28 protein-coding genes, 1 tRNA gene and 2 pseudogenes are annotated in these 26,373 nt (G+C 49.1%); 19 read left to right on the forward strand and 12 right to left on the reverse strand.

Translation table 11 applies throughout. From position 1 onward, the window contains the following. The first annotated feature begins 144 nt into the window (after window positions 1–144). Window positions 145–420, forward strand: coding sequence for a hypothetical protein (locus tag L3556_RS08525; RefSeq protein ID WP_277866854.1), 276 nt, complete (start codon window positions 145–147; stop codon window positions 418–420). Here the strand turns inward: L3556_RS08525 and L3556_RS08530 are convergent. Then, window positions 353–1,336, reverse strand: coding sequence for a carbohydrate kinase family protein (locus tag L3556_RS08530; protein WP_277866855.1), 984 nt, complete (start codon window positions 1,334–1,336; stop codon window positions 353–355). The genes L3556_RS08525 and L3556_RS08530 overlap by 68 nt on opposite strands. 596 nt (window positions 1,337–1,932) lie before the next feature. On the opposite strand from L3556_RS08530, the gene L3556_RS08535 reads away from it, so the two are divergent. Continuing rightward, the gene (locus L3556_RS08535; RefSeq protein ID WP_277866856.1) at window positions 1,933–4,020 is read left to right on the forward strand and encodes a putative bifunctional diguanylate cyclase/phosphodiesterase; all 2,088 of its coding nucleotides are present in this window, start codon (window positions 1,933–1,935) and stop codon (window positions 4,018–4,020) included. On the opposite strand, the gene L3556_RS08540 is transcribed toward L3556_RS08535, so the two are convergent. Further along, window positions 4,000–4,389, reverse strand: coding sequence for a hypothetical protein (locus L3556_RS08540; protein ID WP_277866857.1), 390 nt, complete (start codon window positions 4,387–4,389; stop codon window positions 4,000–4,002). The two genes, L3556_RS08535 and L3556_RS08540, sit on opposite strands and share 21 nt — an antisense overlap. 201 nt (window positions 4,390–4,590) lie before the next feature. On the opposite strand from L3556_RS08540, the gene L3556_RS08545 reads away from it, so the two are divergent. After that, window positions 4,591–5,808: an RNA-guided endonuclease InsQ/TnpB family protein gene (locus tag L3556_RS08545; RefSeq protein WP_277866858.1), complete on the forward strand. Its 1,218-nt coding sequence runs from the start codon at window positions 4,591–4,593 to the stop codon at window positions 5,806–5,808. A 118-nt stretch (window positions 5,809–5,926) separates the two neighbouring features. Beyond that, window positions 5,927–6,292, forward strand: a complete 366-nt coding sequence (locus L3556_RS08550; RefSeq protein WP_277866859.1) for a single-stranded DNA-binding protein — start codon at window positions 5,927–5,929, stop codon at window positions 6,290–6,292. Window positions 6,293–6,316: 24 nt separating this feature from the next. Here L3556_RS08550 and L3556_RS08555 read toward each other — a convergent pair whose 3' ends face one another. Continuing rightward, complete coding sequence (locus tag L3556_RS08555; protein ID WP_277866860.1) at window positions 6,317–6,637, reverse strand: 2Fe-2S iron-sulfur cluster-binding protein; 321 nt, start codon at window positions 6,635–6,637, stop codon at window positions 6,317–6,319. 191 nt (window positions 6,638–6,828) lie between these two features. Between L3556_RS08555 and psbB the strand changes: the two genes are divergently transcribed. Both psbB and L3556_RS08565 read left to right on the forward strand, forming a co-directional pair. Then, window positions 6,829–8,361 (forward strand): photosystem II chlorophyll-binding protein CP47, encoded by a 1,533-nt coding sequence (gene psbB / locus L3556_RS08560; protein ID WP_277866861.1) that lies wholly within the window; start codon window positions 6,829–6,831, stop codon window positions 8,359–8,361. Window positions 8,362–8,393: 32 nt separating this feature from the next. Continuing rightward, complete coding sequence (locus tag L3556_RS08565; protein WP_277866862.1) at window positions 8,394–8,492, forward strand: photosystem II reaction center protein T; 99 nt, start codon at window positions 8,394–8,396, stop codon at window positions 8,490–8,492. A 184-nt stretch (window positions 8,493–8,676) separates the two neighbouring features. On the opposite strand, the gene L3556_RS08570 is transcribed toward L3556_RS08565, so the two are convergent. From L3556_RS08570 to L3556_RS08580, 3 genes are all read right to left on the reverse strand, one after another. Then, window positions 8,677–9,036: a nucleic acid-binding protein gene (locus tag L3556_RS08570; RefSeq protein WP_277866863.1), complete on the reverse strand. Its 360-nt coding sequence runs from the start codon at window positions 9,034–9,036 to the stop codon at window positions 8,677–8,679. 19 nt (window positions 9,037–9,055) lie between these two features. Next, window positions 9,056–9,370 carry a coiled-coil domain-containing protein gene (locus L3556_RS08575; RefSeq protein ID WP_277866864.1) on the reverse strand — a complete coding sequence of 105 codons (315 nt, stop codon included), beginning with the start codon at window positions 9,368–9,370 and terminating at the stop codon, window positions 9,056–9,058. Between the two features lie 28 nt (window positions 9,371–9,398). After that, window positions 9,399–9,485: transfer RNA gene (locus L3556_RS08580), tRNA-Ser, on the reverse strand. A gap of 177 nt (window positions 9,486–9,662) precedes the next feature. Between L3556_RS08580 and prfB the strand changes: the two genes are divergently transcribed. From prfB to L3556_RS08615, 7 genes are all read left to right on the forward strand, one after another. Beyond that, window positions 9,663–10,764 (forward strand): peptide chain release factor 2 gene (gene prfB / locus L3556_RS08585; protein WP_338405733.1). Its coding sequence is split into 2 segments (ribosomal slippage): window positions 9,663–9,734 and window positions 9,736–10,764, totalling 1,101 coding nucleotides; the frame shifts between segments, so codons are not numbered across the junction. Window positions 10,765–10,967: 203 nt separating this feature from the next. After that, on the forward strand, window positions 10,968–11,657 hold the full coding sequence (locus tag L3556_RS08590) for an aldehyde oxygenase (deformylating) (protein WP_277866866.1): 690 nt from the start codon (window positions 10,968–10,970) through the stop codon (window positions 11,655–11,657). A 36-nt stretch (window positions 11,658–11,693) separates the two neighbouring features. Next, window positions 11,694–12,719: a long-chain acyl-[acyl-carrier-protein] reductase gene (locus tag L3556_RS08595; RefSeq protein ID WP_277866867.1), complete on the forward strand. Its 1,026-nt coding sequence runs from the start codon at window positions 11,694–11,696 to the stop codon at window positions 12,717–12,719. Window positions 12,720–12,780: 61 nt separating this feature from the next. Continuing rightward, window positions 12,781–13,761, forward strand: coding sequence for an acetyl-CoA carboxylase carboxyltransferase subunit alpha (locus tag L3556_RS08600; RefSeq protein WP_338405718.1), 981 nt, complete (start codon window positions 12,781–12,783; stop codon window positions 13,759–13,761). A gap of 35 nt (window positions 13,762–13,796) precedes the next feature. Then, entirely contained in the window at window positions 13,797–14,525 is a 729-nt protein-coding gene (locus L3556_RS08605) for an SDR family oxidoreductase (RefSeq protein WP_277866868.1), read from the forward strand. Between the two features lie 45 nt (window positions 14,526–14,570). Further along, entirely contained in the window at window positions 14,571–15,287 is a 717-nt protein-coding gene (folE, locus tag L3556_RS08610; RefSeq protein ID WP_277866869.1) for a GTP cyclohydrolase I FolE, read from the forward strand. A 152-nt stretch (window positions 15,288–15,439) separates the two neighbouring features. Further along, window positions 15,440–16,603, forward strand: coding sequence for a pyridoxal phosphate-dependent aminotransferase (locus L3556_RS08615; protein ID WP_277866870.1), 1,164 nt, complete (start codon window positions 15,440–15,442; stop codon window positions 16,601–16,603). 3 nt (window positions 16,604–16,606) lie between these two features. Here the strand turns inward: L3556_RS08615 and L3556_RS08620 are convergent, their stop codons facing one another. From L3556_RS08620 to L3556_RS08645, 6 genes are all read right to left on the reverse strand, one after another. Beyond that, window positions 16,607–16,921, reverse strand: a complete 315-nt coding sequence (locus L3556_RS08620; RefSeq protein WP_277866871.1) for a hypothetical protein — start codon at window positions 16,919–16,921, stop codon at window positions 16,607–16,609. Window positions 16,922–17,009: 88 nt separating this feature from the next. Further along, on the reverse strand, window positions 17,010–18,347 hold the full coding sequence (locus L3556_RS08625; RefSeq protein ID WP_277866872.1) for an FtsW/RodA/SpoVE family cell cycle protein: 1,338 nt from the start codon (window positions 18,345–18,347) through the stop codon (window positions 17,010–17,012). Window positions 18,348–18,577: 230 nt separating this feature from the next. Next, window positions 18,578–18,781 carry a phycobilisome linker polypeptide gene (locus L3556_RS08630; RefSeq protein WP_277866873.1) on the reverse strand — a complete coding sequence of 68 codons (204 nt, stop codon included), beginning with the start codon at window positions 18,779–18,781 and terminating at the stop codon, window positions 18,578–18,580. Between the two features lie 193 nt (window positions 18,782–18,974). Then, a complete protein-coding gene (apcB, locus tag L3556_RS08635; protein ID WP_277866874.1) occupies window positions 18,975–19,460 on the reverse strand; it encodes an allophycocyanin subunit beta in 486 nt (161 codons plus the stop codon). A 63-nt stretch (window positions 19,461–19,523) separates the two neighbouring features. Then, window positions 19,524–20,009 (reverse strand): allophycocyanin subunit alpha, encoded by a 486-nt coding sequence (gene apcA / locus L3556_RS08640; protein WP_277866875.1) that lies wholly within the window; start codon window positions 20,007–20,009, stop codon window positions 19,524–19,526. Window positions 20,010–20,367: 358 nt separating this feature from the next. Beyond that, window positions 20,368–20,964 (reverse strand): GIY-YIG nuclease family protein, encoded by a 597-nt coding sequence (locus L3556_RS08645; RefSeq protein ID WP_277866876.1) that lies wholly within the window; start codon window positions 20,962–20,964, stop codon window positions 20,368–20,370. 182 nt (window positions 20,965–21,146) lie between these two features. On the opposite strand from L3556_RS08645, the gene L3556_RS08650 reads away from it, so the two are divergent. The 6 genes and pseudogenes from L3556_RS08650 to L3556_RS08675 all read left to right on the forward strand — a co-directional run bounded on the left by L3556_RS08650 (window position 21,147) and on the right by L3556_RS08675 (window position 26,371). Then, window positions 21,147–22,199, forward strand: a complete 1,053-nt coding sequence (locus L3556_RS08650; protein WP_277866877.1) for an iron ABC transporter substrate-binding protein — start codon at window positions 21,147–21,149, stop codon at window positions 22,197–22,199. A 29-nt stretch (window positions 22,200–22,228) separates the two neighbouring features. Further along, window positions 22,229–23,860, forward strand: coding sequence for an ABC transporter permease (locus L3556_RS08655; protein ID WP_277866878.1), 1,632 nt, complete (start codon window positions 22,229–22,231; stop codon window positions 23,858–23,860). A 73-nt stretch (window positions 23,861–23,933) separates the two neighbouring features. Continuing rightward, window positions 23,934–24,763 (forward strand): annotated as a pseudogene (locus tag L3556_RS08660) (IS982 family transposase). A gap of 32 nt (window positions 24,764–24,795) precedes the next feature. Next, entirely contained in the window at window positions 24,796–25,209 is a 414-nt protein-coding gene (locus tag L3556_RS08665; protein ID WP_277866879.1) for a hypothetical protein, read from the forward strand. A gap of 256 nt (window positions 25,210–25,465) precedes the next feature. Further along, a pseudogene (locus L3556_RS08670) lies at window positions 25,466–26,220 on the forward strand (IS630 family transposase). 55 nt (window positions 26,221–26,275) lie between these two features. Further along, entirely contained in the window at window positions 26,276–26,371 is a 96-nt protein-coding gene (locus L3556_RS08675) for a DUF4351 domain-containing protein (RefSeq protein WP_277866880.1), read from the forward strand. Window positions 26,372–26,373: the final 2 nt, after the last annotated feature.

The raw sequence follows: 26,373 nt of genomic DNA on the forward strand, positions 1-26,373 counted from the left end.
ATTCTAAAACTTCTAAAACCCGATCTGGAACCCTACAACTCCAACTCAATCAGGGTTTAGACCTGTGATCGGTCAATTTTATCCCCAAACCAAATCCTTAGGATATTAGTAGAGGTATCTTTTTTCTTCGGAGTTGATCCCCAAATGGCAAGCTCTCCTGAAACCGTTTCTACCTGCCGCTTTTGTGCCTTTTATGACATTGAAGGTAGACGCGGTGGCCAATGTCAAAAACTATCCGTACCCGTGCGGGGATTTTGGCGGGCCTGCCCTTTGGCTCTTTCACCCTTTACAACTCCCCTGCCCTTACCCCAAGACCAAGTGATTAAGCTGGCGGAAGCCTCCCAGACATTACCTACCAAAACTCGTTTATTATTCTCCGATCGTGATCTCGAAGAAACTGTTTTACCTGATCAAGGCTAGGTTGGGCGGCGATCGCCCCTGGTTTGAGGGTAATGTAGGCCCCCACCGCACTGGCGAAGGTTAGGCAAGCTTGCTGCCACTGGGGATCAGCGAATTGCTTAGGGGTTCCCTGGACTAAGCCGTAGAGCCAACCCGCCACAAAACCATCCCCTGCTCCGGTCGTATCCACAGGCTTAACTTGAAAGGGATCAATCCTGCCCCGATGGCCCTGCCAGGCATAGGTAGTAGGTTCGGGGCCGTCCGTAATCACCACAGCGGCCTCTGGGCGATCGCCCCAGAGTTCCTGGCTAATGGCTTGGGGATCGGAGTCAGAGAAAAATAAATCCGCCTCTTCCTGGGACAATTTCAGATAATCTGCCTGCTTGAGAAATCCTTTAATTTCGGGAATGGCAGCGATCTCATCGGCCCAAAAGATTGGTCGCCAATTCAGATCCACCATCACCTTCCCTCCCTTTTGATGAATGGCCGCCACAGCTTGGTGCATGGCCGCAGCGGTGGCTGGAGCCGCCAAGCCCAGGGTTCCCACCACCAGATAGTCAGCTTCGGCAAATAATTCCTGGGGAAGGTCATCCCCCCTAAGACCCTCATCGGCAAACTGGGTGCAGTCCTCCGGCAAAAAACCAACAAAGCGGCGATCGCCCGTAGCATCATGGTGAACCAAGACCCGCCGTGTTGGCCAATTCTGAGCGACCTGTAAGCCCCGCAGATCAACGCCTACTGCCTCTAAATTCTGACGAATAAGGGAACCATCGGCATCATCCCCGATCGCCCCCAAAAAAGCCGCTGGAATGCCCAAATTAACCACACCACAGGCTACATTCGCCGGTGCCCCTCCCATATAGGCTTTAATTTCGTTGGTCGTTGTATTTTGAAGGCAGTCGAAAAGAACTTCGCCAAGGGATAAAATATTAACCATTCTTAACCACTAATAACTATTCGTCACATCTTAAATAACAATTAATTTGTATGTACTTTTGTTACTCTCCACTGATGTTCTTCGACATTTCCATTGACAATGTAAAGTTAGAATTACTAGATTATAAATGAATTGCTCCTGTCGATTAAACCTAGGATCGTTCATTCACCTATTGGATAACCTTAGGGACACCTCGAAAAATTGCTCGAACTGCTAAAAATAGAGGCTGAAATCATTGAAATATCGTTTGACGTCGCCCCAAAATTTGAATTAATCGAGGTGATCTATAGATCATTAAGACTTGCCTTTGGAAACGTTGCGCTTTTGTAGCAGATGCTTACTGCGTCAGTAGGAGGGATGGCGATTTATCACTCTTAATAAAACAAGAATCTATTATTGAGTTCTTTAATAAAATGTCAGCTAGGAACTATTTTTCAGTTCATGGGGCTCTTTAATGATGTTAATGATCCTTAGAATTTATGATCCATTTCCTTAGACTTTGAGTGTTCCAATTTTAAGATTTTTTCCATGAGTCATTTATTCCTAAATTTTTTTACATTTAGGTGTTCCTTGCATCAAGGGTTAGGCATAGGGCTATGACTTTTTCCTTCTCCTCTGCCTTTGATCTCGATTCCGGGCAAGATCCCTACACCATTATTCGCTCCAGTTGTGCCCGCTTACCCTTTCTCATTGCCTTTTACCACCCCCTTGGCTCCCTCATTACCGTCAATCAAGAATTCACCTCTATCCTTGGCTGGGATACCTCGGATTTAGTTACCACCGATGTCCTGGCGGCCTGCTTCCCCGACCCAGGGACTCACCAACAATTTCGGGACTGGATGATCCAACCGGCTCCAGGCTGGCGAGAAATTCCTACCCATAATCGCGATGGTCGCCTGATTGAAACCCTTTGGGCCGTTGTCAAATTCCCCAATGGCAGTGGCATGATTTGTGGACAAAATATTACTCCCCTCAAGCACCTCCAGACCTCCCTCCTCGAAACCAGTGAACGCTACGCCCTATTGGTGATGGGCATTAACGACGGTGTCTGGGATTGGGACTTAAATACCGATGAAGTGTTCTACTCATTTCGCTGGAAAACCCTCCTAGGCTATGGCGACGATGAACTGGGCAACCACATTAGCGATTGGCTCTCTCGCATTCATCCCCAGGATGTAGAGCGGGTCAAGCTAAATCTCACCCTCCATATTCAGGGTCAAACACCCCACTTCCAGCAGGAATTTCGCATCCAGCATAAAAATAGTGGCTATCGCTGGGCCCTTGTGCGCGGTTTAGCCTTGCGGGATCCCCAAGGCAAAGCCTATCGAATTTCTGGCTCCCTCACAGATTTAACAGAACACCGCCTAGCGGAAGCCCAACTCCTCCACGATGCCCTTCACGATGCTCTAACAGGTCTAGCTAATCGAACCCTTCTCTTTGATCGCATTGCCCAATCTATTCGCCATGGTCGCCGTCGCCCCAACTACAATTTTGCCCTGCTGTTCATTGACATCGATCGCTTCAAGGTGATTAACGATAGTCTCGGCCATAGCTTAGGAGATAAGGTACTGATTGAAATCTCCAAACGTTTGACCGCCATCCTACGCCCTGATGATACAGTAGCCCGTTTGGGGGGTGATGAGTTTGTGATTCTCCTAGACGACATGGTCAGTCCTGAGGATGCTCTTTCCGTAGCCGATCGCATACTTCGGGATATGGAACGACCCTTCATGATCAAAGGGGAGACCATTTTTACCAATGCCAGTATTGGCATCGCCCTGCGCGCCAAGGATTCCGATCAACCGGAAGATTATGTGCGGAATGCTGACTTAGCCATGTATCGGGCCAAATTGGCGGGGGGACAACGGTATCAAATTTTTACCGACGATATGCACGTCATGTCCCGGGAACGATTAGCCGTTGAAATTAATCTGCGGCGGGCCCTAGAAGAAAAGGAATTATGCCTCTACTACCAGCCCATCTATAGCCTCCAGGATAATCGCCTCAAGGGATTTGAAGCTCTGATCCGCTGGCAACACCCCCAGGAGGGACTGGTGGGCCCAGAACGTTTTATTGATTTGGCGGAAGAAACGGGCCTGATTATTCCCATTGGCAATTACGTTCTCTGGCAAGCCTGCCAACAAATGCAAGCTTGGCTCACGGAATTCCCTGGGGATGATCTATCCATCAGCGTCAATGTCTCCAATCGCCAGTTTATTCAACCGAAGATCGTTGAGCAGGTGCTAACCACCCTAGAGCGCACCCAATTGTCCCCCCACTGCCTGCAACTGGAAATTACAGAAACAATGGTCATTGAAAATCCCGAACTGATGCAGCAGGTTTTACTGGATCTCAAGGCCCATGATATTCGCCTCAACATGGATGACTTCGGCACGGGTTACTCGTCCCTCAGTTACTTGGCCCGTTTACCCATTGATGTCTTGAAAATCGATCGCAGCTTTGTGCAGCAAATTCAGGAAGGAGATGAAAAATTAGAAATTATTCGGGCGATCGCCAGCCTTGCCTGTAGTCTCAACCTAGAAGTCGTCGCCGAAGGCATTGAAACCGCCCATCAAGTCAGTAAACTAAGGGAACTTGGCTGTCAGTATGGCCAAGGCTATTACTTTGATCGCCCCCTATCCCTAGAGGCTGCCACAGAATTATTAGCGAGAACTCCCCGATAGGGCCGATGTTAGTAGTTCTATCGGAATCATATTACAGGCCACCATTTTACTAATGAGAGGCGGCCCCACCTTGGATGAAATAATACCTTGGAGATTACTGCTATCCTTAATGGACAACACCAACTGACCCATAATTGAGCTTGCATCGGGAGGTGTGCCACCATCTGTGGGAATGAGCTTAATTAATTCCGAGAATTCTTGACAGGAACTGGTGCTAATGTGTTCAGCCAAGGCATCACTCACTTGGGTCACAGTACTATTCATGACATCATCGGGCAAAGCAGATTGGGCTTGGGCAGACAATCCACCCCCTAGACACAAACTACCCAGGATCACGGCGAAACTCAGTTGATTTATTTTCTTGAGCATGAAATTATTCTCCGATACCTCATCACTTACCACCATAACTTTTAGAAAGGTGGTTGTGGCAGGGTAATCAAGGTCTCTTTAGTCCCAGTCTTGGCAAAAATAAACCAGGCACCTCGTTGTCAAGTACACCTTATCAAAAACTTTGGGTCTAAAACCCCGTCCTTTAGGACGGCTTTATGTCAGCTATGTTAATATAAGAATATGCTCATCCTTGAATCCAAACTCAAAGGGAAAGACAGTCAGTTTAGCCTAGTCAACGAGGCTATTCGGACAGTTCAGTTCGTTAGGAACAAAGCCTTACGGTTTTGGATGGAGGGAAATAGCAAGTCGCAATACGACCTGAACAAATACTGTGCAGTCTTGGCGAAAGAGTTTGAATGGGCAAAGAAGCTTAACTCCCAGGCACGGCAAGCTGCGGCAGAGCGGGCATGGTCAGCTATTGCGAGATTCTTTGATAACTGCAAGAAGTCGATTCCAGGCAAGAAGGGTTATCCCAAGTTTCAGAAAGACAACCGCTCGGTGGAGTACAAAACGACTGGGTGGAAACTTTCAGATGACCGGAAATCTATCACCTTTACCGATGGTTTTGGCATAGGTAGTTTTAAGCTATTAGGCAGCCGTGACTTAAATTTTTACTCAATTGACCAAATCAAGCGGGTGAGAATTGTTAGACGGGCTGATGGCTATTACTGCCAGTTTTGCATTGCAGTTGATCGAGAAGTAACGACTGACCCCACGGGCAATGCTTTAGGTATTGACCTAGGGCTGAAATACTTTTTGGCTGGTTCTGATGGCTGTACAGTTGAAAATCCTCGTTGCCTGAGAAAGTCTGAGCAAGCACTTAAGCGTTTGCAACGGCAAATATCTCGCAAGGCGAAGGGGTCAAAGAACCGCATCAAAGCCAGAAAGCGACTGGCAAAAAAACACTTGCAAATATCCAGGCAGCGCAAAGATTTCGTGGTAAAAACTGCGAGAGCGTTAATCTTGTCTAGCGACCTGTTAGCCTATGAAAATTTGCAAGTGCGTAACATGGTTAAGAATCATTCATTGGCTAAATCCATCTCTGATGCAAGTTGGGGAATGTTTGTGCAGTGGCTTGGATATTTTGGGAAAGTATTCGGCAAGGTTGTTGTGCCAGTACCGCCTCAATTCACTAGCCAAGAATGCGCAAACTGCGGGCATCGAGTTCCAAAAACTCTGAGTACCCGTACCCATACTTGTCCAAAATGCGGATATTCCGAATGTCGGGATGTCAATGCAGCACGGGTAATTTTGCAAAGGGGATTGAAAGTAGCATCTGAACAGTACCCACGGGCAGTGGGAAACTTAACGCTTGGGGAGAGTTTAGTCCCTACTTTGAGCAATGAGAGTTGTTCAAAGCAAACTATCTCGATGAACCAAGAATCCCCGTCTCTTTAGAGCGGGGAGTGTCAAACTGGATCAATGCGTTTACCCTAAAGGCCATATTCACTGTATGGACGGATGGGGTATTCCGCGAGTACGATAATTCTTTGAATCCCCTAGGAGGACATTAATCATGGGACTCAATGTGGTGAATCTTGTCGGCCGGGTCGGCACAGAACCAGATGTGAAATATTTTGAGTCGGGTAGTGTCAAATGCCGCCTCACATTAGCTGTTAATCGCCCCACCAAAGATGATCAACCCGACTGGTTTAACTTAGAGCTTTGGGGGAAAACTGCCGAAATTGCCGCCAACTATGTGCGAAAAGGTAGCCTGATTGGTGTCAAAGGCTCTCTCAAATTGGATCAATGGGCCGATCGCGCCACAGGTGCCCCCCGATCTAGCCCCGTTGTCGTCGTCGATAAATTAGACTTACTCGGCTCCAAGAAAGATACTGAAGCCCATGCCGGTCAAATTCGGGAAACCGCCAGCGAATTTTAGCCGCGCTCAAGATGGGCCCCAGAACTAGGGCTTCGTTTTAACACAGACCGAGCCATGAACCAGTGTTTGACAGGCCAAGCGGTAGGTGTCTGGCTTGCGGCGCAGCTTTCGTTCCTCTACTTTTGTTCGAGGCGAAAGGCTGTCCATCCCTTCGACAATTTCAACGATGCAGGTGCCACACTGGCCGTAGCCATTGCAATTCATTAATTTCCCTTTTAGAGTATAAATATCAATTCCTGCCTCTAGGGCCTTCGCGCGTAAATTAGCTCCATCGGCAACGATAATTTCCCGATCTTCTTTAATAAACTTAATATTTGTGCCTCCAGATTCAGCTTTACTTGCCATAGCGACTCACGATAGTTACACTTCTTTATACATTCTCATTCTGGCAGAAAACTAGCCAAGGGTTGGCTCATATACGGTCAGGTTGACAGCTACACTCATAGTAGTGGCGCGGTAAACTCACCGTGATCCGGCCAAATTAATAAAATTTCATCATGCAAACTCTAAACTTTTGTATAGGAGGAGCGTAGTCAATGGGACTACCCTGGTACCGAGTTCACACTGTCCTGATTAACGATCCGGGGCGGTTGATTGCGACCCACCTGATGCACACGGCTCTGGTGGCAGGTTGGGCCGGATCAATGGCCCTCTACGAGCTAGCCATTTTCGATCCAAGTGATCCGATTCTCAACCCAATGTGGCGGCAAGGTATGTTTGTGCTGCCCTTCATGACTCGCTTGGGCATTACTGGCTCTTGGGCGGGTTGGAGTATTACCGGCGAAACCGGTCTTAATCCTGGTTTCTGGAGCTTTGAAGGCGTGGCCTTGGCTCACATTGTTCTTTCTGGGTTATTATTCCTAGCCGCCATCTGGCATTGGGTCTACTGGGATTTGGAATTATTCCGTGATCCCCGCACGGGCGAACCAGCCCTAGATTTGCCGAAAATGTTTGGGATTCACCTATTTCTGTCTGGCTTACTATGTTTTAGCTTTGGGGCATTCCACCTCACGGGCTTATTTGGGCCGGGGATGTGGGTGTCTGACCCCTACGGATTAACCGGTAGTGTACAGCCCGTTGCACCTGCTTGGGGCCCAGAAGGCTTTAACCCCTTTAATCCGGGAGGGATTGTTGCCCACCACATTGCTGCGGGGATTGTGGGGATTATCGCTGGCTTATTCCACCTGTTGGTGCGGCCCCCACAGCGACTCTACAAAGCCCTGCGGATGGGGAACATTGAAACCGTTCTCTCTAGCAGTATTGCCGCCGTCTTCTTTGCCGCCTTTGTGGTGGCTGGAACCATGTGGTATGGCAGTGCCGCTACCCCCATTGAGCTATTTGGCCCTACTCGTTATCAGTGGGATAGCAGCTATTTCCAACAGGAAATTAATCGTCGGGTTCAAGGCTCCTTGGCTGCTGGCGATAGCTTGGAGCAGGCTTGGTCTGCTATTCCAGAAAAGCTTGCATTTTATGACTATATCGGCAATAACCCCGCCAAAGGTGGTTTGTTCCGTACCGGTGCAATGAATAACGGCGATGGCATTGCCCGAGGCTGGAAAGGCCATGCGGTTTTCAAGGATAAGTCTGGGGAAGAGCTATTCGTGCGGCGGATGCCCAACTTCTTTGAAAACTTCCCTGTGGTTCTCACTGATAAGGATGGCGTTGTCAAGGCGGATATTCCCTTCCGTCGGGCTGAATCTAAGTTTAGCTTTGAGCAGCAAGGGGTAACGGTCAGCTTCTATGGCGGTGAACTGAGTGGCCAAACCTTTAGTGATCCCAACACCGTCAAGAGCTATGCCCGTAAGTTGCAATTGGGTGAAGCCTTTGAGTTTGACCAAGAAACCCTCAACTCCGATGGGATTTTCCGCACTAGCCCGCGCGGTTGGTTCACCTTTGGCCATGCGGTCTTTGCGTTGCTCTTCTTCTTTGGCCATATTTGGCATGGTGCCCGCACCCTCTTCCGGGATGTGTTCTCTGGGATTGACCCCGAACTATCGGCGGAGCAGGTGGAGTGGGGCTTCTATCAAAAAGTGGGTGATCTATCTACCCGCCGTAAGGAACCTGTCTAATCTCGTTGACTCACGTTAGGAGGATTTAACCCATGGAAAGCATTGCTTACGTGTTTATTTTTGCCTGTTTAATTGCATTGTTCTTCTTTGCCATCTTCTTCCGGGAGCCTCCCCGGATTACCAAAAAGTAAGCTGAGTTGGGGTTAAGTCTCTCCTGATCTCAAAAAGATCTAAGGCTTAACCTCAATATTCGCGAATATTTGTGGAAAAATAAAAATCCAAAAATTAATGGGCGATCGCTGCGGTGATGGCCCATTTTTCATAGATGCCCCAAAGAATCGCAAATGGGGGAAAGTTAGGGTTTAAGGGTCGTGATTACACCTTATCGAAGAGGGACACCTTAGCCAATAGTCCGATCAAGGCTAACACTAGGGCAATGACAAAAGACCATAGACGGGCATCTGTTCCCGTTTGTCTAGCGCGGAGATCGTCTACCTTGTCATCCATGGCTTTGATCTGGGCACCGAGCTTTTCGTCGACTCCTTTGATTTGGGTACTGAGTTTTTCATCTAACCCATCAATCTTGGCCTGGCTAACCTTGACTTCTATGGTCAGGGCTTGAATATCCCCCTGCATAGACTTGATATCGCCCTGCATGGATTTCATATCGGACTGCATAGAGGCGATCGCATCCAACACTTGCCCTAGCTCTGATTTGGTGGATATTTCACTCATGACTCACGCCCCTTCAGAGTTACACTCTGTCAAACAATGTCACCTTTGCCAGTAGTCCAGCCATCGTGAAGAACAGAGCCACCAAGAAGGCCCATAGGCGGTTATCGGTAGATGTCTGACGCTTGCCTAGGTCATCTATTTTGGTGTCAAGCGCGTCAATTTTTGCCTGATTAACCCTGACTTCTATGGTTAGAGCTTGAATGTCACCCTGTATGGACTTGATATCCCCCTGCATAGACTTGATATCGCCCTGCATGGATTTCATATCGGACTGCATAGAGGCGATCGCAGTTAACACTTGCCCTAGTTCTGATTGGGTGGCTGGTTCACTCATGGCTCACGTTATCCCTGCCAATATCAAACGGAGAGGGGGGGATTCGAACCCCCGGAAGGTGTGACCCTTCAACAGATTTCAAGTCTGCCGCAATCGACCACTCTGCCACCTCTCCTAAAAATTTTTAGGCCATTAAATTAACTCAACAGAACTATATTCTACAATAATCCTTGGAAAAATTTATTCCTGACAACACGAGAGGCTAACATGACCCATGTATAGGGCACAGGAAATCCTATATGGTAAATAAATAATTGAACTCCATGTTTTTTGGTTTTAGTAACGGCCCATGATTGATCTTTCTGGACTTAAACGAGACATTACCCTGATCAGCGATCGCCTGGGGAAAGCCCAGGACTATCTTTGACCCCCCTGCCCTCCATGCCAAAATTACGGATCTGGAACAGGTGGCGGCCCAGCCCAATTTTTGGGATGATCAATCCCTGGCTCAGGCAACCCTACAGCAATTAACAGACGCAAAATTTACCCTGGAGCAGCTAGATCGGTGGACATCTTCCCTGGAGAATAGTGGTACGGCCCTAGAGCTTTTAGAGGTAGAAGATGATCCGGGTCTTTACGATGAAGCCGTAGAAGTATTGGGCCAGCTTGATCAAGAGTTAAGCCGTTGGGAACTGGAGCAACTTTTGAGTGGCCCCTACGACAAGAATGGGGCCATCCTAACCATTAATGCCGGTGCCGGTGGAACCGATGCCCAAGACTGGGCGGAAATGCTTCTACGCATGTACACTCGTTGGGCCGAAGGCCGGGGCTATAAGCTGCACTTAACGGAACTATCTGAAGGAGAAGAGGCAGGGATTAAATCGGCAACATTGGAAATTGACGGTCGCTATGCCTATGGTTACTTACGCTCCGAAAAAGGAACCCACCGCCTGGTGCGAATTTCCCCCTTTAACGCCAATGGTAAGCGGCAAACGAGTTTTGCGGGCATAGATGTGATGCCCCAGTTAGATCACAGTGTCACCCTAGACATTCCGGAAACGGACTTAGAGATTAGTACCTCTCGCTCGGGTGGAAAAGGGGGGCAAAATGTCAATAAAGTGGAAACGGCGGTTCGAGTCGTCCATCTTCCCACAGGTTTGGCAGTGCGCTGTACCCAGGAGCGATCGCAGCTTCAAAATAAAGAAAAAGCCCTTGCCCTCCTCAAGGCTAAATTATTAATTATTGCCCAGGAACAAAAAGCCCAAGAAATTTCGGATATTCGTGGTGATATTGTAGATGCGGCCTGGGGCAATCAAATTCGTAATTATGTTTTTCATCCTTACCAGATGGTCAAAGACCTACGCACCGAAGAGGAGACCACCGCGATCGCCGATGTCATGGACGGCGAGATTGATGCCTTTATCCAGGCCTACCTGCACCGTAGTACGGAATAATCATGAATGATGGTAGTATTGACTTCTTATTAATTTATTTATTTTTCTTCGTTTTTCAACGTTGCCTTCAATGTTCCTACGTTTTTTCCTATGGACAGCCATGGGACATTTCTGGGATCACAGGGTTTAATGTATCACAAGGTTAAGTTATGATAAGGGGACTGTTCCCATTAATGATTATTCAGTGTCAGGAGATAATATAGATGACCCAAGCGACCCTGGAACTAAATTATACGAGTGCCACCTACAAAGATGCCTACAGTCGTATTAATGCGATTGTGATTGAGGGTGAGCGGGAAGCCCATGACAACTACACTCAACTGGCACAGTTGCTCCCAGACGACACCGATGAACTCATCAGGCTTTCTAAGATGGAAGCTCGTCATAAAAAGGGGTTTGAAGCCTGCGGTCGCAATCTAGAGGTTGAACCGGATCTCAAGTTTGCTGAAGAGTTTTTCTCGAAGTTACACCAAAATTTCCAGGATGCCGCTGCCGCCGGTCAAATCGCCACCTGCTTGGTGATCCAGGGCTTGATTATCGAATGCTTTGCCATTGCTGCATATAACATTTACATTCCCATGGCGGATCCCTTTGCCCGTAAAATCACTGAGGGCGTAGTCAAGGATGAATACACCCATCTCAACTTTGGAGAGGAGTGGCTTAAGGCAAACTTTGAAACCAGTAAAGAAGAGGTAGAAGCAGCTAATCGCCAAAATCTTCCTCTTGTCTGGAAAATGCTGAATCAAGTAGAAGCGGATGCAAAAGTATTGGGCATGGAAAAAGATGCCATGGTCGAAGACTTTATGATTCAGTACAGTGGGGCCCTCGAGAATATTGGTTTTACCACCCGTGAAATCATGAAAATGTCCGTTTATGGCCTAACTGCGGCATAATGAACGGTTAACTCACTTACCGGTTGCCCTACGCCCATGTTTGGATTGATTGGCCATCTAACTAGCCTCGAACACGCCCAAGCTGTTGCCCATCGTCTAGGCTATCCTGAGTACGGGGATCAAGGGTTAGAGTTCTGGTGTATGGCCCCACCCCAAATTGTGGATGATATTGTGGTCACCAGTGTCACTGGAAAGACCATTTACGGTAAGTACATTGAGTCCTGTTTTTTGCCGGAAATGCTGGCTAGTCAACGGGTGAAGGCGGCTACACGGAAAATTATTAATGCCATGGCCCACGCCCAGAAACACGACATTGATATTACGGCATTGGGGGGATTTTCCTCGATCATCTTTGAGAATTTTGATCTAGAGAAAATGTCCCATGTGCGAAATGTGGATTTAGATTTTCAACGATTTACCACAGGGAACACCCATACCGCCTATGTGATCTGTCAACAGATTGAACATGCCGCCCCCCAAGTAGGTATTGATCTGAGCCAAGCCACGATCGCTGTGTGTGGAGCAACGGGAGACATTGGTAGTGCAGTGTGTCGCTGGCTGGATGCCTGTTTAGAGGTTAAAGACTTACTTTTAGTAGCCCGTAACCGCGATCGCCTGAACGAATTACAAACGGAATTGGGGCGAGGCAAAATTCTGCCCCTAGAAGAGGCCCTACCCTTGGCAGATATTGTCGTTTGGGTTGCCAGTATGCCCAAGGGTGTGGAGCTTGATCCCCAGACATTAAAGAATCCTTCCCTAATGATTGATGGCGGGTATCCGAAAAACATGGCAACAAAGCTTCAACATCCAGGGATTCATGTCCTCAATGGCGGTATTGTTGAGCACTCTTTGGATATTGATTGGAAGATCATGGAAATCGTAAGTATGGATGTCCCTTCTCGGCAGATGTTCGCCTGTTTTGCCGAGGCGATGCTCCTAGAGTTTGAAGGGTGGCATACTAATTTTTCCTGGGGACGGAATCAAATTACCGTAGAGAAAATGAAACAGATTGGTCAGGCTTCCCTTAAGCACGGCTTTCAGCCCCTCTTACTGGGGATGTGATTTTTAATTTTAAGTCTAATTTTTAAGTGTCATTCAAGTTCAATAAGGAATCAAAAAAATAATGGCTGGTGAACGTCGCACGCTCCTCCTCGACTTTGAAAAACCCTTAGCGGAATTGGAAAGTCAAATTCAACAGGTGCGGGATAAATCCTCAGAGTTGGGTGTGGATGTTGCCGATCAAATTCGTGATTTAGAGCAGCGGGCCCGCCATGTCCGTCAAGAAATTTTCAGTAAGCTGACCCCGGGACAAACCCTACAGGTGGCGCGTCATCCCCGCCGGCCCAGTACCCTAGATTATATCCAAGCCATTAGTGACGAGTGGTTAGAACTCCATGGCGATCGCCGTGGGAGTGATGATCCAGCGATTGTGGGCGGAGTGGGCCGGTTAGGTCAGCAACCTGTGGTCATGCTCGGCCATCAAAAGGGGCGAGATACTAAGGACAATGTGGCCCGTAATTTTGGCATGGCATCCCCCGGAGGCTACCGCAAGGCGATGCGATTAATGGAACACGCCAATCGCTTTAGTCTGCCCATTCTCACTTTTATTGACACCCCTGCGGCTTGGGCGGGCATTGATGCCGAGAAATTTGGCCAAGGGGAGGCGATCGCCTATAACCTACGGGAAATGTTTCGCCTAGATGTGCCGATCATTTGTACGGTGATTGGGGAAGGCGGTTCCGGCGGGGCCTTAGCCATTGGCGTGGGCGATCGGTTGCTGATGTTTGAACATGCGGTGTATAGCGTTGCGCCACCGGAAGCCTGTGCGGCCATTCTTTGGCGAGATGCCCAAAAGGGCCCCATTGCCGCAGAGTCCCTGAAAATCACTGCCCCCGATCTCCTCAAATTAGGGATTATTGATGAAATTTTGCCCGAACCCATTGGCGCAGCCCACAGTGACCCAGTACAAGCTGCGGAAAATCTGAAGCAGTCCCTAGGGCATCATCTCGCTGATTTACAAAAAATGAGCGGGGCAGAGCGGCGAGAACTTCGCTATCAAAAATTCCGGCGCATGGGGGTTTTTAGCCAGGCTAATGAGAGCTAAGTTAGCGAGTCACCAGTCGCGAGTAACGGATTAACATGACCCATTCATCAACACCTCGGCAGGCCTTAATTACGGGTGCCAGTAGCGGCATTGGGGCTGCCACAGCCCTAGCCTTTGCAGCAGCAGGAATCAACCTGGTTCTTGTGGCCCGATCCCTGGAGAAACTGCATCAGGTGGGGGAGAAAGCAGCCCAGCAGGGCGTTAAGGTTGCCACCTATTCCCTGGATCTATCCGATCCTAGTTCGATTCAAGACTCCCTCAAGGATATCTTGGCGGAGGTGGGTGGAATCGATATTTTAGTGAATAATGCCGGCTTGGCCGTGAATGCCCCCCTGGCAGATATGCCCCTCGGAGATTGGCAATACCTCCTGAACTTAAATGTGACGAATGCCTGGCTCTGTAGTCAAGGGGTAATTCCTGGAATGCGATCGCGGGGGTGCGGTACGATAATTAATATAGTTTCCATTGCCGGACGACAGGTCTTTCCCAACTGGGGAGCCTACTGCGTGACTAAATTTGCCCTGATGGGACTGACTAAAGCCCTAGCCAGCGAAGAACGCTCCCACGGAATTCGTGTCATTGCCCTCTGTCCCGGTGCCGTTGATACCCCCCTTTGGGATCAGGAAACTATTGAAGGTAGCTTTGACCGCTCTGCTATGTTATCCGCTGACAGTATCGCCCAATCGATTCTCTATGCGGTAAATCTTCCCCAGAATGCTCTTGTGGAAGAGTTGATTCTGATGCCCTTGGGCGGTGCTCTTTAGGGAGTATCGTTCGTCCATTTACTTGCAGATTTCTACGATATCTCTATGACGATTTCTCCTCCTCAAAGCTTTAGTGCGTCTGAACCTAGTTTCAACGGGAAAAAGGACAGCAAAGACAATCAGCCCGCGATCCTCCCCGATCGCAATACCCACCAAGGAAAAGAACCCAAATTCCAAGCTCCTCCAGCGGATATTGCCAAGGAGGAAATGATGGCGGCGGTGCATTCCATCCTTGTGAATGTGGGGGAAGATGCGGAGCGGGAAGGCCTGCTGAAGACACCAAAACGGGTTGCCGAGGCCATGCAGTTTCTCACCAGTGGCTATAGCCAGTCCCTAGAAACCCTCGTAAATGGGGCAATCTTTGACGAAGGCCACGATGAAATGGTTCTCGTGCGGGATATTCATGCCTTTAGTCTCTGTGAGCATCATATGCTGCCCTTTATTGGCAAAGTCCATGTGGCCTATATTCCCAATCAGCGGGTCATTGGCCTGAGCAAGCTCGCACGCATTGTCGAAATGTATGCCCGTCGCTTACAGGTACAGGAACGCTTGACTCGCCAGGTGGCTGAGGCGATCGAGACGGTTTTAGATCCCAAGGGGGTTGCCGTTGTCATGGAAGCGAGCCACATGTGCATGGTGATGCGGGGGGTGCAAAAACCTGGCTCTTGGACGGTGACCAGTTCAATGATCGGGCAGTTTCGGGATGATTCCAAAACTCGGGAAGAATTTCTGAATCTGATTCGCCATCAACCCAACTTTTGAAGGTAAGCAAGAACGATTCATGGGTGGAGCCAGAACTCTAGAAATTAAATCCCTAGCATACCTGGGATTTAGGTTTTGTGTTCCACCGGTCAGTTCAAGGATAGGGCAACCCTTAAAATTCAGTCTATAAAACGTGTGGAAGGGAGAAGGCAATGGAACTGGCGACTAGAGTGATGCAGGTCAAACCATCAGTCACCTTAGCCATTGATACCAAAGCCAAGGGAATGCGGGCTGCGGGGGAAGATATCTGTAGCTTCAGTGCCGGCGAACCGGACTTTAATACCCCAGATCATATTAAACGGGCGGCCCAGGATGCTCTGGATCAGGGGAAAACTCGCTACGGCCCAGCGGCGGGAGAACCGGCTCTACGGGCAGCGATCGCCGAAAAACTGAACCGGGATAATCAGTTAGCCTACGCCCCTAGCAATATTGCCGTCACCAATGGTGGCAAGCAATCTCTCTTTAACCTCATGTTGGCCTTGATCAATCCCGGCGACGAAGTGATCATTCCCGCCCCCTACTGGTTGAGCTATCCAGAAATGGTTCATTTGGCAGCGGGGGTTCCGGTAATTGTACCCACCAATGCTGAAAGTGGCTATCGCATTACCCCAGAGCAATTAGAGGCGGCCATTACCCCGAAAACCCGCCTATTTGTCTTAAACTCTCCCAATAATCCCACGGGGATGGTCTATAGCCCAGGGGAAATTCAGGCCTTGGCTGAGGTAGTGGTTAAGCATCAGTTGTGGGTGGTATCCGATGAAATCTATGAAAAAATTCGCTACGATGATACCCCGCACCTGAGTATTGGTGCCGTGAGTTCTCCGGCCTTTGAACGTACCATTATTAGTAGTGGCTTTGCTAAGGCCTATGCCATGACCGGTTGGCGGGTGGGCTATTTAGCGGGCCCTGAGGAACTAATTAACGCCACGATTAAAATTCAGGGCCATAGCACATCCAATGTCTGTACCTTTGCCCAGTTTGGGGCGATCGCCGCCCTAAACGGTTCCCAGGATTGCGTAGAAACGATGATGATGGCCTTTAAGCAGCGACGGCAGATCATGTACGAGGGCATGGCCGCTATTCCTGGTCTGAGTTGTATCCAACCCAAAGGGGCATTCTATTTATTTGTGAATATCAGTAAAACAGGCTTGGGATCCCTAGAGTTTTGCGATCGCCTCCTAGGGGAAAAAAAAGTAGCCGTCATTCCCGGCAAAGCCTTTGGGGCAGACGACCACATTCGCTTATCCTATGCCACAGATGTAGAGACGATTCAAAAGGGTATTGAACGCATCGCTACATTTGTGTCGAGTATTTAGAATTTATTCCTCGGATGGAGATTCGGAGGCTTCCGGTAACTCTTTGGATTCGCAAAGAATATCCCAAGCGGCCTTGGCGGCTCTGCTCACCCGTTCTTCAAAGCCCTTGGCCTGGGTGGTCACCGTATCCGCACCGGATTTAATTTCCGAAACAGCCTTTTCTATAGCAGCTTGAACATCCGCCGGTAAACTTTTGAACTGGGCCGCCGTAAGACGTTGGAGAGCTTCAATGAGAGCTTTGGCGGCTTCCGTTACCTCTGCTGGATCAACGGTCTCCTCAACAGGAGTATCAACAGAGGTGGTTGATTCTTCACTCATGATTTCTTTGACTCCAGGAATTACAACTAGATAGGTCTGCTTGGAGTATACCGCGTGTTTCCGGAGGATGCTAGAGGATGGGTACCAGCTACCGTTTTGTGCTGCGGTGGGGTTTCCCTCGGGGGCGTTTTAGGGGAGTGACGCGGCTAGAGGGGGGCGGTGATGGTCGGAGTCTAGAAGCAGATGCCGGAAATGGGGCAGGGGTCGCGGGCTGTTTTTTCTGACGTTTCTTGCGAATTTTGATCTGCTCTAGGCGCTGCTCAACGGACGTTTTTTCCGGGAAAGACAAAATATCAGCTTGATGACATTCCCGGGCCGCCCGAATCAAAATCCCAGCGATCGCTAGACTGGCCATCATGGAACTGCCACCATAGCTAAACAGGGGAAAGGGTAATCCCGTCGTCGGCAAGATGCCAATGGATACCCCCACATTAATGAGTGCTTGGAGGAGCATCATCACCATTGCCCCTAAGGCGACAAGGCGGGAAATGGGATCTCGGGTTTGACCTACCACCCGCAGGGCGATCGCCCCATATATCCCCAGCAACACCAGTAGTAATAGGCAACCAATGAAGCCCATTTCTTCCGCAAAAATAGCAAATATAAAATCGGTATGTTGAATGGGTAAGTAGGAGAGTTTCTGTTGGGACATACCATAGCCCACTCCGGAGACCCCCCCAGAGCCAACGGCCAGTAAGCTTTGTACCAGTTGATACCCATCTCCCATGGAATCGGACCAGGGATCTAAAAAGGACATCACCCGTCGCCGTTGGTACTCCCGTAGGCTAATACTCAGCACCGCCAAACCCACTCCCCCCAAAGCCGTCAAACCCATGGGAATCAAGGGTAAACCTGCTCCTAAGGCAATCAGCCAGAGACTCATGCCACACAGAGCGGTGGTACTAAGATTGGGTTGAATTAAAATTCCCAACAGGGTGAGGGCAAAGGCCGTCAACCAGAAAAAGCGGGCACGATTATGTAAACGGTGCCAACTACCAAAAAACCACGCCGCCTGCAACACTAAAAAGGGCTTCATTAGTTCTGAGGGTTGGATCTGCACCGGCCCAATCGCAATCCAACGGGTTGCCCCCATTACCGTGGTTCCCACCCCTGGTATTCGCGTTGCCCAAATTAGTAAAAAACAAAGGAAAAATCCAGGAATTGCTAATTGCAGCGATCGCCGTAGGGGAGTACGGATAAAAAATTGAAACCCAACCCAACCCAGTACCGTCCAAATTAACTGCCGCTTAAAATAAAAAAGACCATCCCCAGCCTCCGCCAATCCCACGGGCAGGGATGCCGAAAAGAGAACCAGTAACCCCAAGCCTAGCCAAAGTACCGTTAACCAATTCAGGAGTCGTGCTTCTAAACTCCAGGTACGAACGGATGGATCCAATAGAGGAATGAATCGCCACCAATTTGCCAAGATTAGTTCTTCTCCCTATCCCAGTTAATTGTTATACCCTACCGCCATCCTTATAGGTACAATTTTGTATCTGGCACAGGTTCTATGCAAATTTGTGCATAAAAAAAAAGAAAAACCCGACCCCTAACCGCTGAGGTTAAGATCGGGAAGATGGAATTTCGAGTAATTCGAGTAAACTGACTTGCCGGAACAGGCTACTTGCTGCCCAAGACCTAGAGAATCTAGCTCCCTTAAGCAAGTCCAGTATTTGCTCCCGGCTTACCGGTAGAGAGTTCTACCTTGACAATCGTGCCACCCATCTTTTGAATTCGTTGCTGTTCCCGGAACCAGTTATCGTAGGGAACCAGTTTAGTAAAGTAGGTATTTTGCAATTCCCGCTGGGTGCGAATCCGGGTTTGACTTGGAACGCAGGCTGTAACTTTGAACATGCGCATAGGTTATCGGCTCCAAACTGAAAACGTCCAGAAATAGTTTCTTTTTAATTAAATACTACAAGGCTGGGAGCTAAGGACTTGCCTCAGACTGTCTAAGCTCACGTATGGGCCATGCACAGGCTGAAACCCTCCCCTAACTTCCCAGACCTGAAACGCTTAGAAGAATTACCCTAGGGCAATCACCTCAAGACGACTAGCTTAAGCCAGAGCAGATATAGTCAAGGTAGACACCCATTTCTTTACCAGCATCGGCACCCACCAAGCTGGCGGTGACTTCTTTGATGGCTTGAATGGCTTGGACTGTGGCAGCAATGGGCACGCCCAAAGAATTGTAGGTTTCTTTCAGACCATTAAGTACCCGCTCATCCAAAATGGAGGGATCCCCAGCCAACATGGCATAGGTTGCATAGCGAAGGTAGTAGTCTAGGTCACGGATACAAGCCGCATAGCGACGGGTGGTGTACATGTTGCCACCGGGACGGGTAATGTCAGAATAAAGCAGGGACTTGGCCACAGCTTCCTTGACGATACCAGCAGCATTGGAGCTGATGACGGTGGCGGCCCGAACCCGAAGTTCGCCGGTGGAGAAGTAAGCCTTAAGCTTTTCCAACGCAGCGGTGTCTAGATACTTGCCCTGCACATCAGACGAATTGATGACAGCGGTAATCGCGTCTTGCATAGTTAAAATTCCTCAGAAATTTTCTCAATGATTAACAAAGTTCAAACGCAAGAGATCGCAGACCTACTGCATGGCCCCGATGACAAAATCGAAGTAAGCGCCAGCTTCAGCGGCATCTTCGGCTGACAGTAGGGAAGCAGCGGCGTTTTTAGCAGCCCGGACACCCTCTGCAACAGCCGGGATGGGGGTTCCCAGGGAATTGTACATTTCCCGCACGCCGACTAAACCGATTTCTTCAATGGGGGTGACATCACCAGCAACGACTCCGTAGGTGACCAGACGAAGGTAGTAGTCTAGGTCACGCAGGCAGGTGGCGGTCATTTCTTCACCGTAGGCATTGCCACCGGGGGAAACGACATCGGGCCGCTTCTGGAAGAGTTGGTCGCCAGCTTGCTTAACAATCCGCTCCCGATTCTCTGTCAATGTTTGGGCAATGCGGAGACGCTTTTCGCCACTGGTGACGAAGCTTTTGATCCGATCTAATTCGCCAGGGCTGAGGTAACGGGCCTCGGCATCAGCATTCACGATCGATTTCGTGACAACGCTCATTTATTTCCTCCAAAATTGGAATTGTGAAACAAGGGGCTTGATTTTTAGGGCATATGCCGCCAGAAAGTTTCGACTGCTCCGTTAATATCCCTGAATTGAACTCTTCAGAAATTTTAATGGGCAGAATCCCCTAGGGGTTGAGAAACCTTCCGGGAAACATTCTCGGACATTGTGGGGACATCTCTCACATCCTCGCAATGCTTTTTAACATTCTTTCACCTGAACCATGATCCGCTTGGGGCAGGTAGCGTACATAAGACCTAAAATGCATTAATTTTTGTAACATTGTGTCACGGAATCTTTACCAAAACAGGGTAAATCAAGGATTCGTGGCGATCTCAGGCGAACTAATATCTCTCTAATATCTAAAGGGCGTATGCCAATAGGGCCAATTTTCTTTATTAAAGGGCGATCGCCATTTTAGGATCAGGTGTCGCTCCTGTTCTTGGCGTTGGTGTTTTCGGCTGGGGGCATGGTACCAAAAGGCAATTCCCACGGCGACGGCCGCATCCACATGACGATGGGCGGCTACATAATTTTGGAGGTACTGTTTACAGTCATGGTTTCCCTGCCAGCGTTGCCCCGATCGCCCGGTTTCGCCAATATAGAGGAGCAAGGGATAATTGTAGTCCATGACAAAGTAAAAGGCCGCCTGGCCCTTGGGAGAGCTTTTTTGTCGCCAGAATAGGGTATTTTCACAGGGCAATGTAAAGGGATTAAGGTTTTCCCAGGTTGGGGGTGGGGTCTCAAGGTCAAATAGAGGGACTTGGGCGGTAGTCTTTGCCTGGGATACCTGGGTCTGGTAGGTGCGAATGGGCTGTTTCCAGGCATCAAGATGATCGAAATTAAGGTGAGGTGATTTCCCCTGGGACGGGCCGACGTTGTACTGGCCCGTTTGTCCCCGAACGCGCCAAAGAACCTCTGGGGGAAAGAGTTGGCCTTGTTCCGGTTTCATGGAATCAGGGGTGTATTTACAACGGACGAAGCCTTCAATATGATAACTTCCATCTCGGCGATCGCCCTAGGGGTAAATCAAATATCCTGTAATGCCCTATACTATTTTAATATTGAGAATATATTGCATTAGTTGGACACCAGTAGTAAACCTTAGAGTACGTCATTTTCGGGAAATTATCTATGAAGCGGCGACGGTTAATTGGCTATATGGGCTTGATGGCGATTGTTTCAACTCTGACGATTAGTTGCAATAATGTACCTCCAGGCTCCACTCCAGAAGCTACCGCCCCAGATGTTGCGGTGGTATCGAACGGAGAATTGACCATCTATTCTGGTCGGAATGAAAACCTAATTGGCCCATTACTGGAAGAATTTGAGGCGGAAACAGGGACAAAAGTGAATGTCCGCTATGGGGATACGGCGGAGTTGGCCGCAGCTATTTTAGAGGAAGGTGCAAACACCCCCGCAGATCTATTTTTTGGCCAGGATGCTGGGGCATTGGGGGCCCTCCAGAAGGAAAATCGTGCCCGAACTTTGCCGGAACCAATCCTAGAAAAGGTGGATGTTCGGTTTCGGTCTCCTGAAGGTCAATGGATTGGTATTTCTGGGCGGGCCCGGGTCTTAGACTACAATACAGAACGGGTACAACCCAGTGAATTGCCCAATTCCATCTGGGAACTCACGGAAGAAAAGTGGCGGGGCCGGGTGGGTTGGGCCCCAACTAATGGTTCCTTTCAATCCTTTGTGACGGCCCTGCGCTTAACTGAGGGGGATGAGAAGACCCTAGAATGGCTCAAGGCAATGCGGGCCAATGATGTTCAGGTTTACAACAACAACACTGGGATTGTTGAGGCTCTGGGTCGAGGTGAAGTGGATATTGGCTTGGTAAATAATTATTATTTGGGTCGATTCAAGGCGGAAAACCCTAATTTTCCAGTAGCCCACCACTATACTCAGGAAGATGCTGGTTCCATGGTTAATGTGGCCGGAGTGGCTATGATCAATGAATCGGATCAGCAGGAGGCCGCCCTAGGGTTGATTGAATATTTACTCTCACCCCAGTCCCAGGCCTATTTTGCTGAGGAAACCAACGAGTATCCCTTGGTTAAAGGTAGCCCCTCTCCCAAGGATCAAATCCCTCTAGATCAAATCAAAGCCCCCCAAATTGATTTGAGTAATCTGGATGATTTGGAAGGAACGCTGGTTCTGTTGAAGCAGTCTGGGGCACTTTAAAATCACGGGAATTTGAAATCACGGAAATAATGGCAAATTCATTCCAGGCCATAACTAGGCGTTGGCAGGATTGGCGGGGAAAAGCAAAAAAATCTCCGCCCCTTTTTCTCATACTCATGGCAGCGGTAACGGCGATCGCCCTAGTGTTGCCCCTCATTTACTTGATCCTACGCACTGCCAGCATTGAACCGGTTCAGTTGTGGGAGTTTATTAGTCGACCCCGCACCCTTACCATCGTCTGGAATAGCCTGATCATGGCCGCATTAGTCACCCTCTTTTCGGGATTGATTGCCATTCCCTTGGCCTTTTTGACGGTGCAGACAGATTTGCCCTGGCGACGGTTTTGGGCCGTGGTGACCGCCCTACCCTTAGCGGTGCCGACCTACGTGGGTAGTTTTGCCCTCATTGCCATGTTTGGCCCCCGGGGCAGTTTACTACAAACCTGGCTGGCTCCCTTGGGGGTGGATCAGTTGCCGGCAATTTATGGCTTAACTGGGACAGTGGCAGCGATTACGATGTTTTCCTACCCCTACGTGTTACTAACGGTGCGGGCGGGGTTGCAGGGAATGAATCCCTCCATGGAGGAAGCGGCCCGCAGTTTGGGGCATAACCCTTGGTCGGTGTTTTTTCGGGTGATATTACCTCAACTACGTCCCTCCATTGTGGCGGGTTCTCTTTTGGTCGCCCTCTATGCCCTCCAGGACTTTGGCACACCCACATTAATGCGGTTTGAATCCTTTACTGAGGCGATTTTCATCCAGTATCGGGCCAGTTTTAATCGCAATTTTGCCGCAGCCCTCTCCCTGATGCTGGTGCTATTGGTGCTAGTGATTTTATTTCTTGAATACAGGGCCCGAACCCGGGCTGTTTACTATACCAGGGGGACGGATAATCGCCAAAACCGTCGCCTCATTCCCCTAGGGCGGTGGCGATGGCCAGCGATCGCCTTTTGTGCCACGGTGACAGCGTTGTGTGTGGTGTTACCCGTAGGTGTGATCTTATACTGGCTGCTGCGATCGCCCCAGATGTGGGCTGCCCTGCAAGCCATTATTCCCATGGCAGTAAACTCAGTTTGGGCCGCTGGTTTAGCAGCCATTTTTTCGACGATTTTTGCGTTGCCCGTAGCCGTTTTAGCGGTGCGTTTTCCCAGTGGGATGACAACGATGATTGAGCGGGGCACCTATATTGGCTTCGGTTTACCAGGGGTTGTGGTGGCCATCGCCTTGGTCTTTTTTGGTGCGAACTATGCACCTTGGCTCTACCAAACCATGCCAATGCTGATCTTTGCCTACATGGTTTTGTTTTTGCCCCAATCCGTGGGAACCCTGCGGAATTCACTACTGCAAGTGAGTCCATCCCTAGAGGAATCGGCCCGCTGTTTAGGGCGATCGCCCCGGCAAACCCTATGGGAAATTACCATTCCACTCATTCGCCCTGGTTTTATTGGCGGCTTGGTCTTAATTTTCCTAACGGCCATTAAGGAACTACCGGCCACCATTTTGTTATCCCCCATCGGATTTCGCACCCTAGCAACTCAAATTTGGCTGGCAACGAACGATGTCTCCTTTGTGGATGCAGCGGCAGCATCCCTGGCTATTTTGGTGGTGTGTACCGGTTTAACCCTGATTGTGCTATCCCAGGAGCAGAAAACCTATCGTTAACGTGAGTTCGGGATAAGAGAGGGGCAGAACAGATAGGCTGAAAGTGCTCAATTCTCATCCCTCTGCTTGCCCTATGCTTAGTCTAGAAGAGTTATTTTGCTACGTCGATGATTTCTGCCAACAGTTTGAACCGATGTGGCAGCAACAGTTGCTAGGCAATGGACTCGCTCATCGTAGTCGAAGGCGCAGTTTGTGTCTGAGCGAAATTATGACGATTCTCATCGGCTTCCACCAGTCTTCCTATCGCAATTTCAAAGCTTACTACACCGAGAAGGTACACGCTCACTGGTGCTCTGCCTTTCCAGGCTTGGTTAGCTACGGGCGTTTTGTTGAGTGAATACCCAGCACCCTGCTGCCCTTGTGTGCCTATCTCCGTTCTTGCTTCGGCCACTGTACAGGCATCAGTTTTCTTGATGCCACCAGTCTCAAAGTTTGTCACAACCGTCGCATCCCTCAGCACAAAGTGTTTAAAAACTTGATCTGGTGATCAACGACAAAGGAGAGTTGCTCAACTTCACCTTCACACCAGGTAACACAGATGACCGTACACCTGTCCCTCAACTGCTGAAACACCTCTTTGGCAAGGTGTTTGCAGACAAGGGCTATATCTCCCAGAAATTGGCAAAATAGTTGATGGAGGCAACGGGGATACAACTGATCACGAAGCTACGACGCAACATGAAGAATCGTTTGTTGGGATTGAGCGATCGCTTGATGCTGAGAAAACGGGCCATTATCGAGACAGTAATTGATCAGTTGAAGAACATTTCTCAAATTGAACACTCTCGTCACCGTTCCCCGATCAATTGCTTAGTGAACATCGTCTGTGGGCTAATTGCCTATACTCACCAACCGAAGAAGCCCTCCATTGCCATTGATCACCATTTGCTCACAGTTGCTTAAACCGAACTCACGTTAATCAACAAATTGGTAACTTGGGCAACCGCCTCGGCGAATTTGTTGAGTTGCAAGTCCGTCCCGCGGCCGTCCGTCTTTTCCAAGAACGGGGAATTGATGTCCATGAACTCCATGCCGATATTTCTGTGAACCGACCGGAAGGAGCCATTGAAATTGACCTACTTGTGGTGAACGAGACCGATGTGATTTTGATTGAAGTGAAAAGCAAACTCAGTCAAACCGATGTGGATGAACATTTAGAACGGTTAGCCAAATTCAAAGACCTGATGCCTCGTTACCGTCAAATGAATGCAATGGCCGCCGTTGCCGCCATGGTAATTCCCGCAGATGTTGCCCTCTATGCCTACCGTCAGGGATTATTCGTTCTGGCCCAATCCGGGGATAATATTGTGATTCTCAATGATGATAAATTCCAGCCAAAAACCTGGTAGGAGCATAATTTTCTGGATAGCTGCCTGCCCTAAAATAGGGAGGCTGGACTATTGGCTGGGTCACAGCATAGTAAAGAGATTCTTCAGGAAGGGGAACGGAGAGGACTTCAACAAGGTCTCCAACAGGGATGGCAGGAAGGCCAGATTGAGGGAGAGCGCACATTTTGCGATTACTTGCTCTTCAACTGGGGATTATTGCAGATGAAGATATGATTAGGACAAAATAAAATAGAACCCCAAATGTCTTCTCACCCCTATGCCTTTACCCTATAGCCTCGACCTCCGTCACAAAGCCTTGCGTGCCATCGACCAAGGAGAGAAAAAAACACAGGTCTGTCGCCTGTTCAATATCAGTCGCAACACCCTTGATTTGTGGCTCAAGCGTCGTCAGCAGACCGGTAGTGTCGCCCCAAACACCCACTATCGTCGAGGTCCTGCCCCCAAAGTTAATGACTTAGATGCCTTTGGCACCTTTGCCCAAGAACACGGTCATCTCACCCAACAGCAAATGGCCGAGCCTACCGCGAGCGCAATGAAGATCGCCGCCAAGCCTTCTTGACGCAACTGGCTCATTATGACCCAGCCGAGATTGTTTATCTCGATGAAGCTGGAGTGGACAATACCATAGACTATCCTTACGGGTATTGCCATCAGTCTGAACGCTTTCATGCTCTGAGGCTAGGACATCGCACCCAACGCATCAGTATGATTGCAGGTTGGTGTGATCGCCAAATACTAGCCCCGATGACCTTTGAGGGATATTGCAACAGTGACCTATTCGAGAACTGGGTAGAGCAGTTTTTAGTGCCTGAACTGAACGCAGGTCAACTCGTTGTCCTTGACAATGCGAGCTTTCATCAATCGCAGCGGACTCAAGAGTTAATTGAACAGGGTGCATCCAGCCTGTTATTTTTGCCGCCTTACTCCCCTGACTTGAATAAGATAGAGAAATTTTGGGCACGGTTAAAGCAGTATTTGGGTCAGACCCTGAATCGGTTTGATCTCTTGTAGGATGCCGTCGATGAAGCTTTCAGGCATATGTCCTAACTATCATTTCATTTGCAATATGCCTGATACCTATCAGAAGCAAATTTATAGCTTATCCCTAGAACAGTTAGAAGCCTTGGGAGAGGCTCTGCTAGACTTTCAAGAACTGGCGTGACT

This window comes from Candidatus Synechococcus calcipolaris G9 (assembly GCF_029582805.1).
GTDB classification, from domain to species: domain Bacteria; phylum Cyanobacteriota; class Cyanobacteriia; order Thermosynechococcales; family Thermosynechococcaceae; genus Synechococcus_F; species Synechococcus_F calcipolaris.

What these genes read in the sequence shown, in the direction of transcription:
- L3556_RS08525 (WP_277866854.1), top strand. Translation starts at nt 145, where the DNA reads ATGGCAAGCTCTCCTGAAACCGTTTCTACCTGCCGCTTTTGTGCCTTT.
- L3556_RS08530 (WP_277866855.1), bottom strand. Translation starts at nt 1,336, where the DNA reads ATGGTTAATATTTTATCCCTTGGCGAAGTTCTTTTCGACTGCCTTCAA.
- L3556_RS08535 (WP_277866856.1), top strand. Translation starts at nt 1,933, where the DNA reads ATGACTTTTTCCTTCTCCTCTGCCTTTGATCTCGATTCCGGGCAAGAT.
- L3556_RS08540 (WP_277866857.1), bottom strand. Translation starts at nt 4,389, where the DNA reads ATGCTCAAGAAAATAAATCAACTGAGTTTCGCCGTGATCCTGGGTAGT.
- L3556_RS08545 (WP_277866858.1), top strand. Translation starts at nt 4,591, where the DNA reads ATGCTCATCCTTGAATCCAAACTCAAAGGGAAAGACAGTCAGTTTAGC.
- L3556_RS08550 (WP_277866859.1), top strand. Translation starts at nt 5,927, where the DNA reads ATGGGACTCAATGTGGTGAATCTTGTCGGCCGGGTCGGCACAGAACCA.
- L3556_RS08555 (WP_277866860.1), bottom strand. Translation starts at nt 6,637, where the DNA reads ATGGCAAGTAAAGCTGAATCTGGAGGCACAAATATTAAGTTTATTAAA.
- psbB (WP_277866861.1), top strand. Translation starts at nt 6,829, where the DNA reads ATGGGACTACCCTGGTACCGAGTTCACACTGTCCTGATTAACGATCCG.
- L3556_RS08565 (WP_277866862.1), top strand. Translation starts at nt 8,394, where the DNA reads ATGGAAAGCATTGCTTACGTGTTTATTTTTGCCTGTTTAATTGCATTG.
- L3556_RS08570 (WP_277866863.1), bottom strand. Translation starts at nt 9,036, where the DNA reads ATGAGTGAAATATCCACCAAATCAGAGCTAGGGCAAGTGTTGGATGCG.
- L3556_RS08575 (WP_277866864.1), bottom strand. Translation starts at nt 9,370, where the DNA reads ATGAGTGAACCAGCCACCCAATCAGAACTAGGGCAAGTGTTAACTGCG.
- L3556_RS08590 (WP_277866866.1), top strand. Translation starts at nt 10,968, where the DNA reads ATGACCCAAGCGACCCTGGAACTAAATTATACGAGTGCCACCTACAAA.
- L3556_RS08595 (WP_277866867.1), top strand. Translation starts at nt 11,694, where the DNA reads ATGTTTGGATTGATTGGCCATCTAACTAGCCTCGAACACGCCCAAGCT.
- L3556_RS08600 (WP_338405718.1), top strand. Translation starts at nt 12,781, where the DNA reads ATGGCTGGTGAACGTCGCACGCTCCTCCTCGACTTTGAAAAACCCTTA.
- L3556_RS08605 (WP_277866868.1), top strand. Translation starts at nt 13,797, where the DNA reads ATGACCCATTCATCAACACCTCGGCAGGCCTTAATTACGGGTGCCAGT.
- folE (WP_277866869.1), top strand. Translation starts at nt 14,571, where the DNA reads ATGACGATTTCTCCTCCTCAAAGCTTTAGTGCGTCTGAACCTAGTTTC.
- L3556_RS08615 (WP_277866870.1), top strand. Translation starts at nt 15,440, where the DNA reads ATGGAACTGGCGACTAGAGTGATGCAGGTCAAACCATCAGTCACCTTA.
- L3556_RS08620 (WP_277866871.1), bottom strand. Translation starts at nt 16,921, where the DNA reads ATGAGTGAAGAATCAACCACCTCTGTTGATACTCCTGTTGAGGAGACC.
- L3556_RS08630 (WP_277866873.1), bottom strand. Translation starts at nt 18,781, where the DNA reads ATGCGCATGTTCAAAGTTACAGCCTGCGTTCCAAGTCAAACCCGGATT.
- apcB (WP_277866874.1), bottom strand. Translation starts at nt 19,460, where the DNA reads ATGCAAGACGCGATTACCGCTGTCATCAATTCGTCTGATGTGCAGGGC.
- apcA (WP_277866875.1), bottom strand. Translation starts at nt 20,009, where the DNA reads ATGAGCGTTGTCACGAAATCGATCGTGAATGCTGATGCCGAGGCCCGT.
- L3556_RS08645 (WP_277866876.1), bottom strand. Translation starts at nt 20,964, where the DNA reads ATGAAACCGGAACAAGGCCAACTCTTTCCCCCAGAGGTTCTTTGGCGC.
- L3556_RS08650 (WP_277866877.1), top strand. Translation starts at nt 21,147, where the DNA reads ATGAAGCGGCGACGGTTAATTGGCTATATGGGCTTGATGGCGATTGTT.
- L3556_RS08655 (WP_277866878.1), top strand. Translation starts at nt 22,229, where the DNA reads ATGGCAAATTCATTCCAGGCCATAACTAGGCGTTGGCAGGATTGGCGG.
- L3556_RS08675 (WP_277866880.1), top strand. Translation starts at nt 26,276, where the DNA reads ATGCCTGATACCTATCAGAAGCAAATTTATAGCTTATCCCTAGAACAG.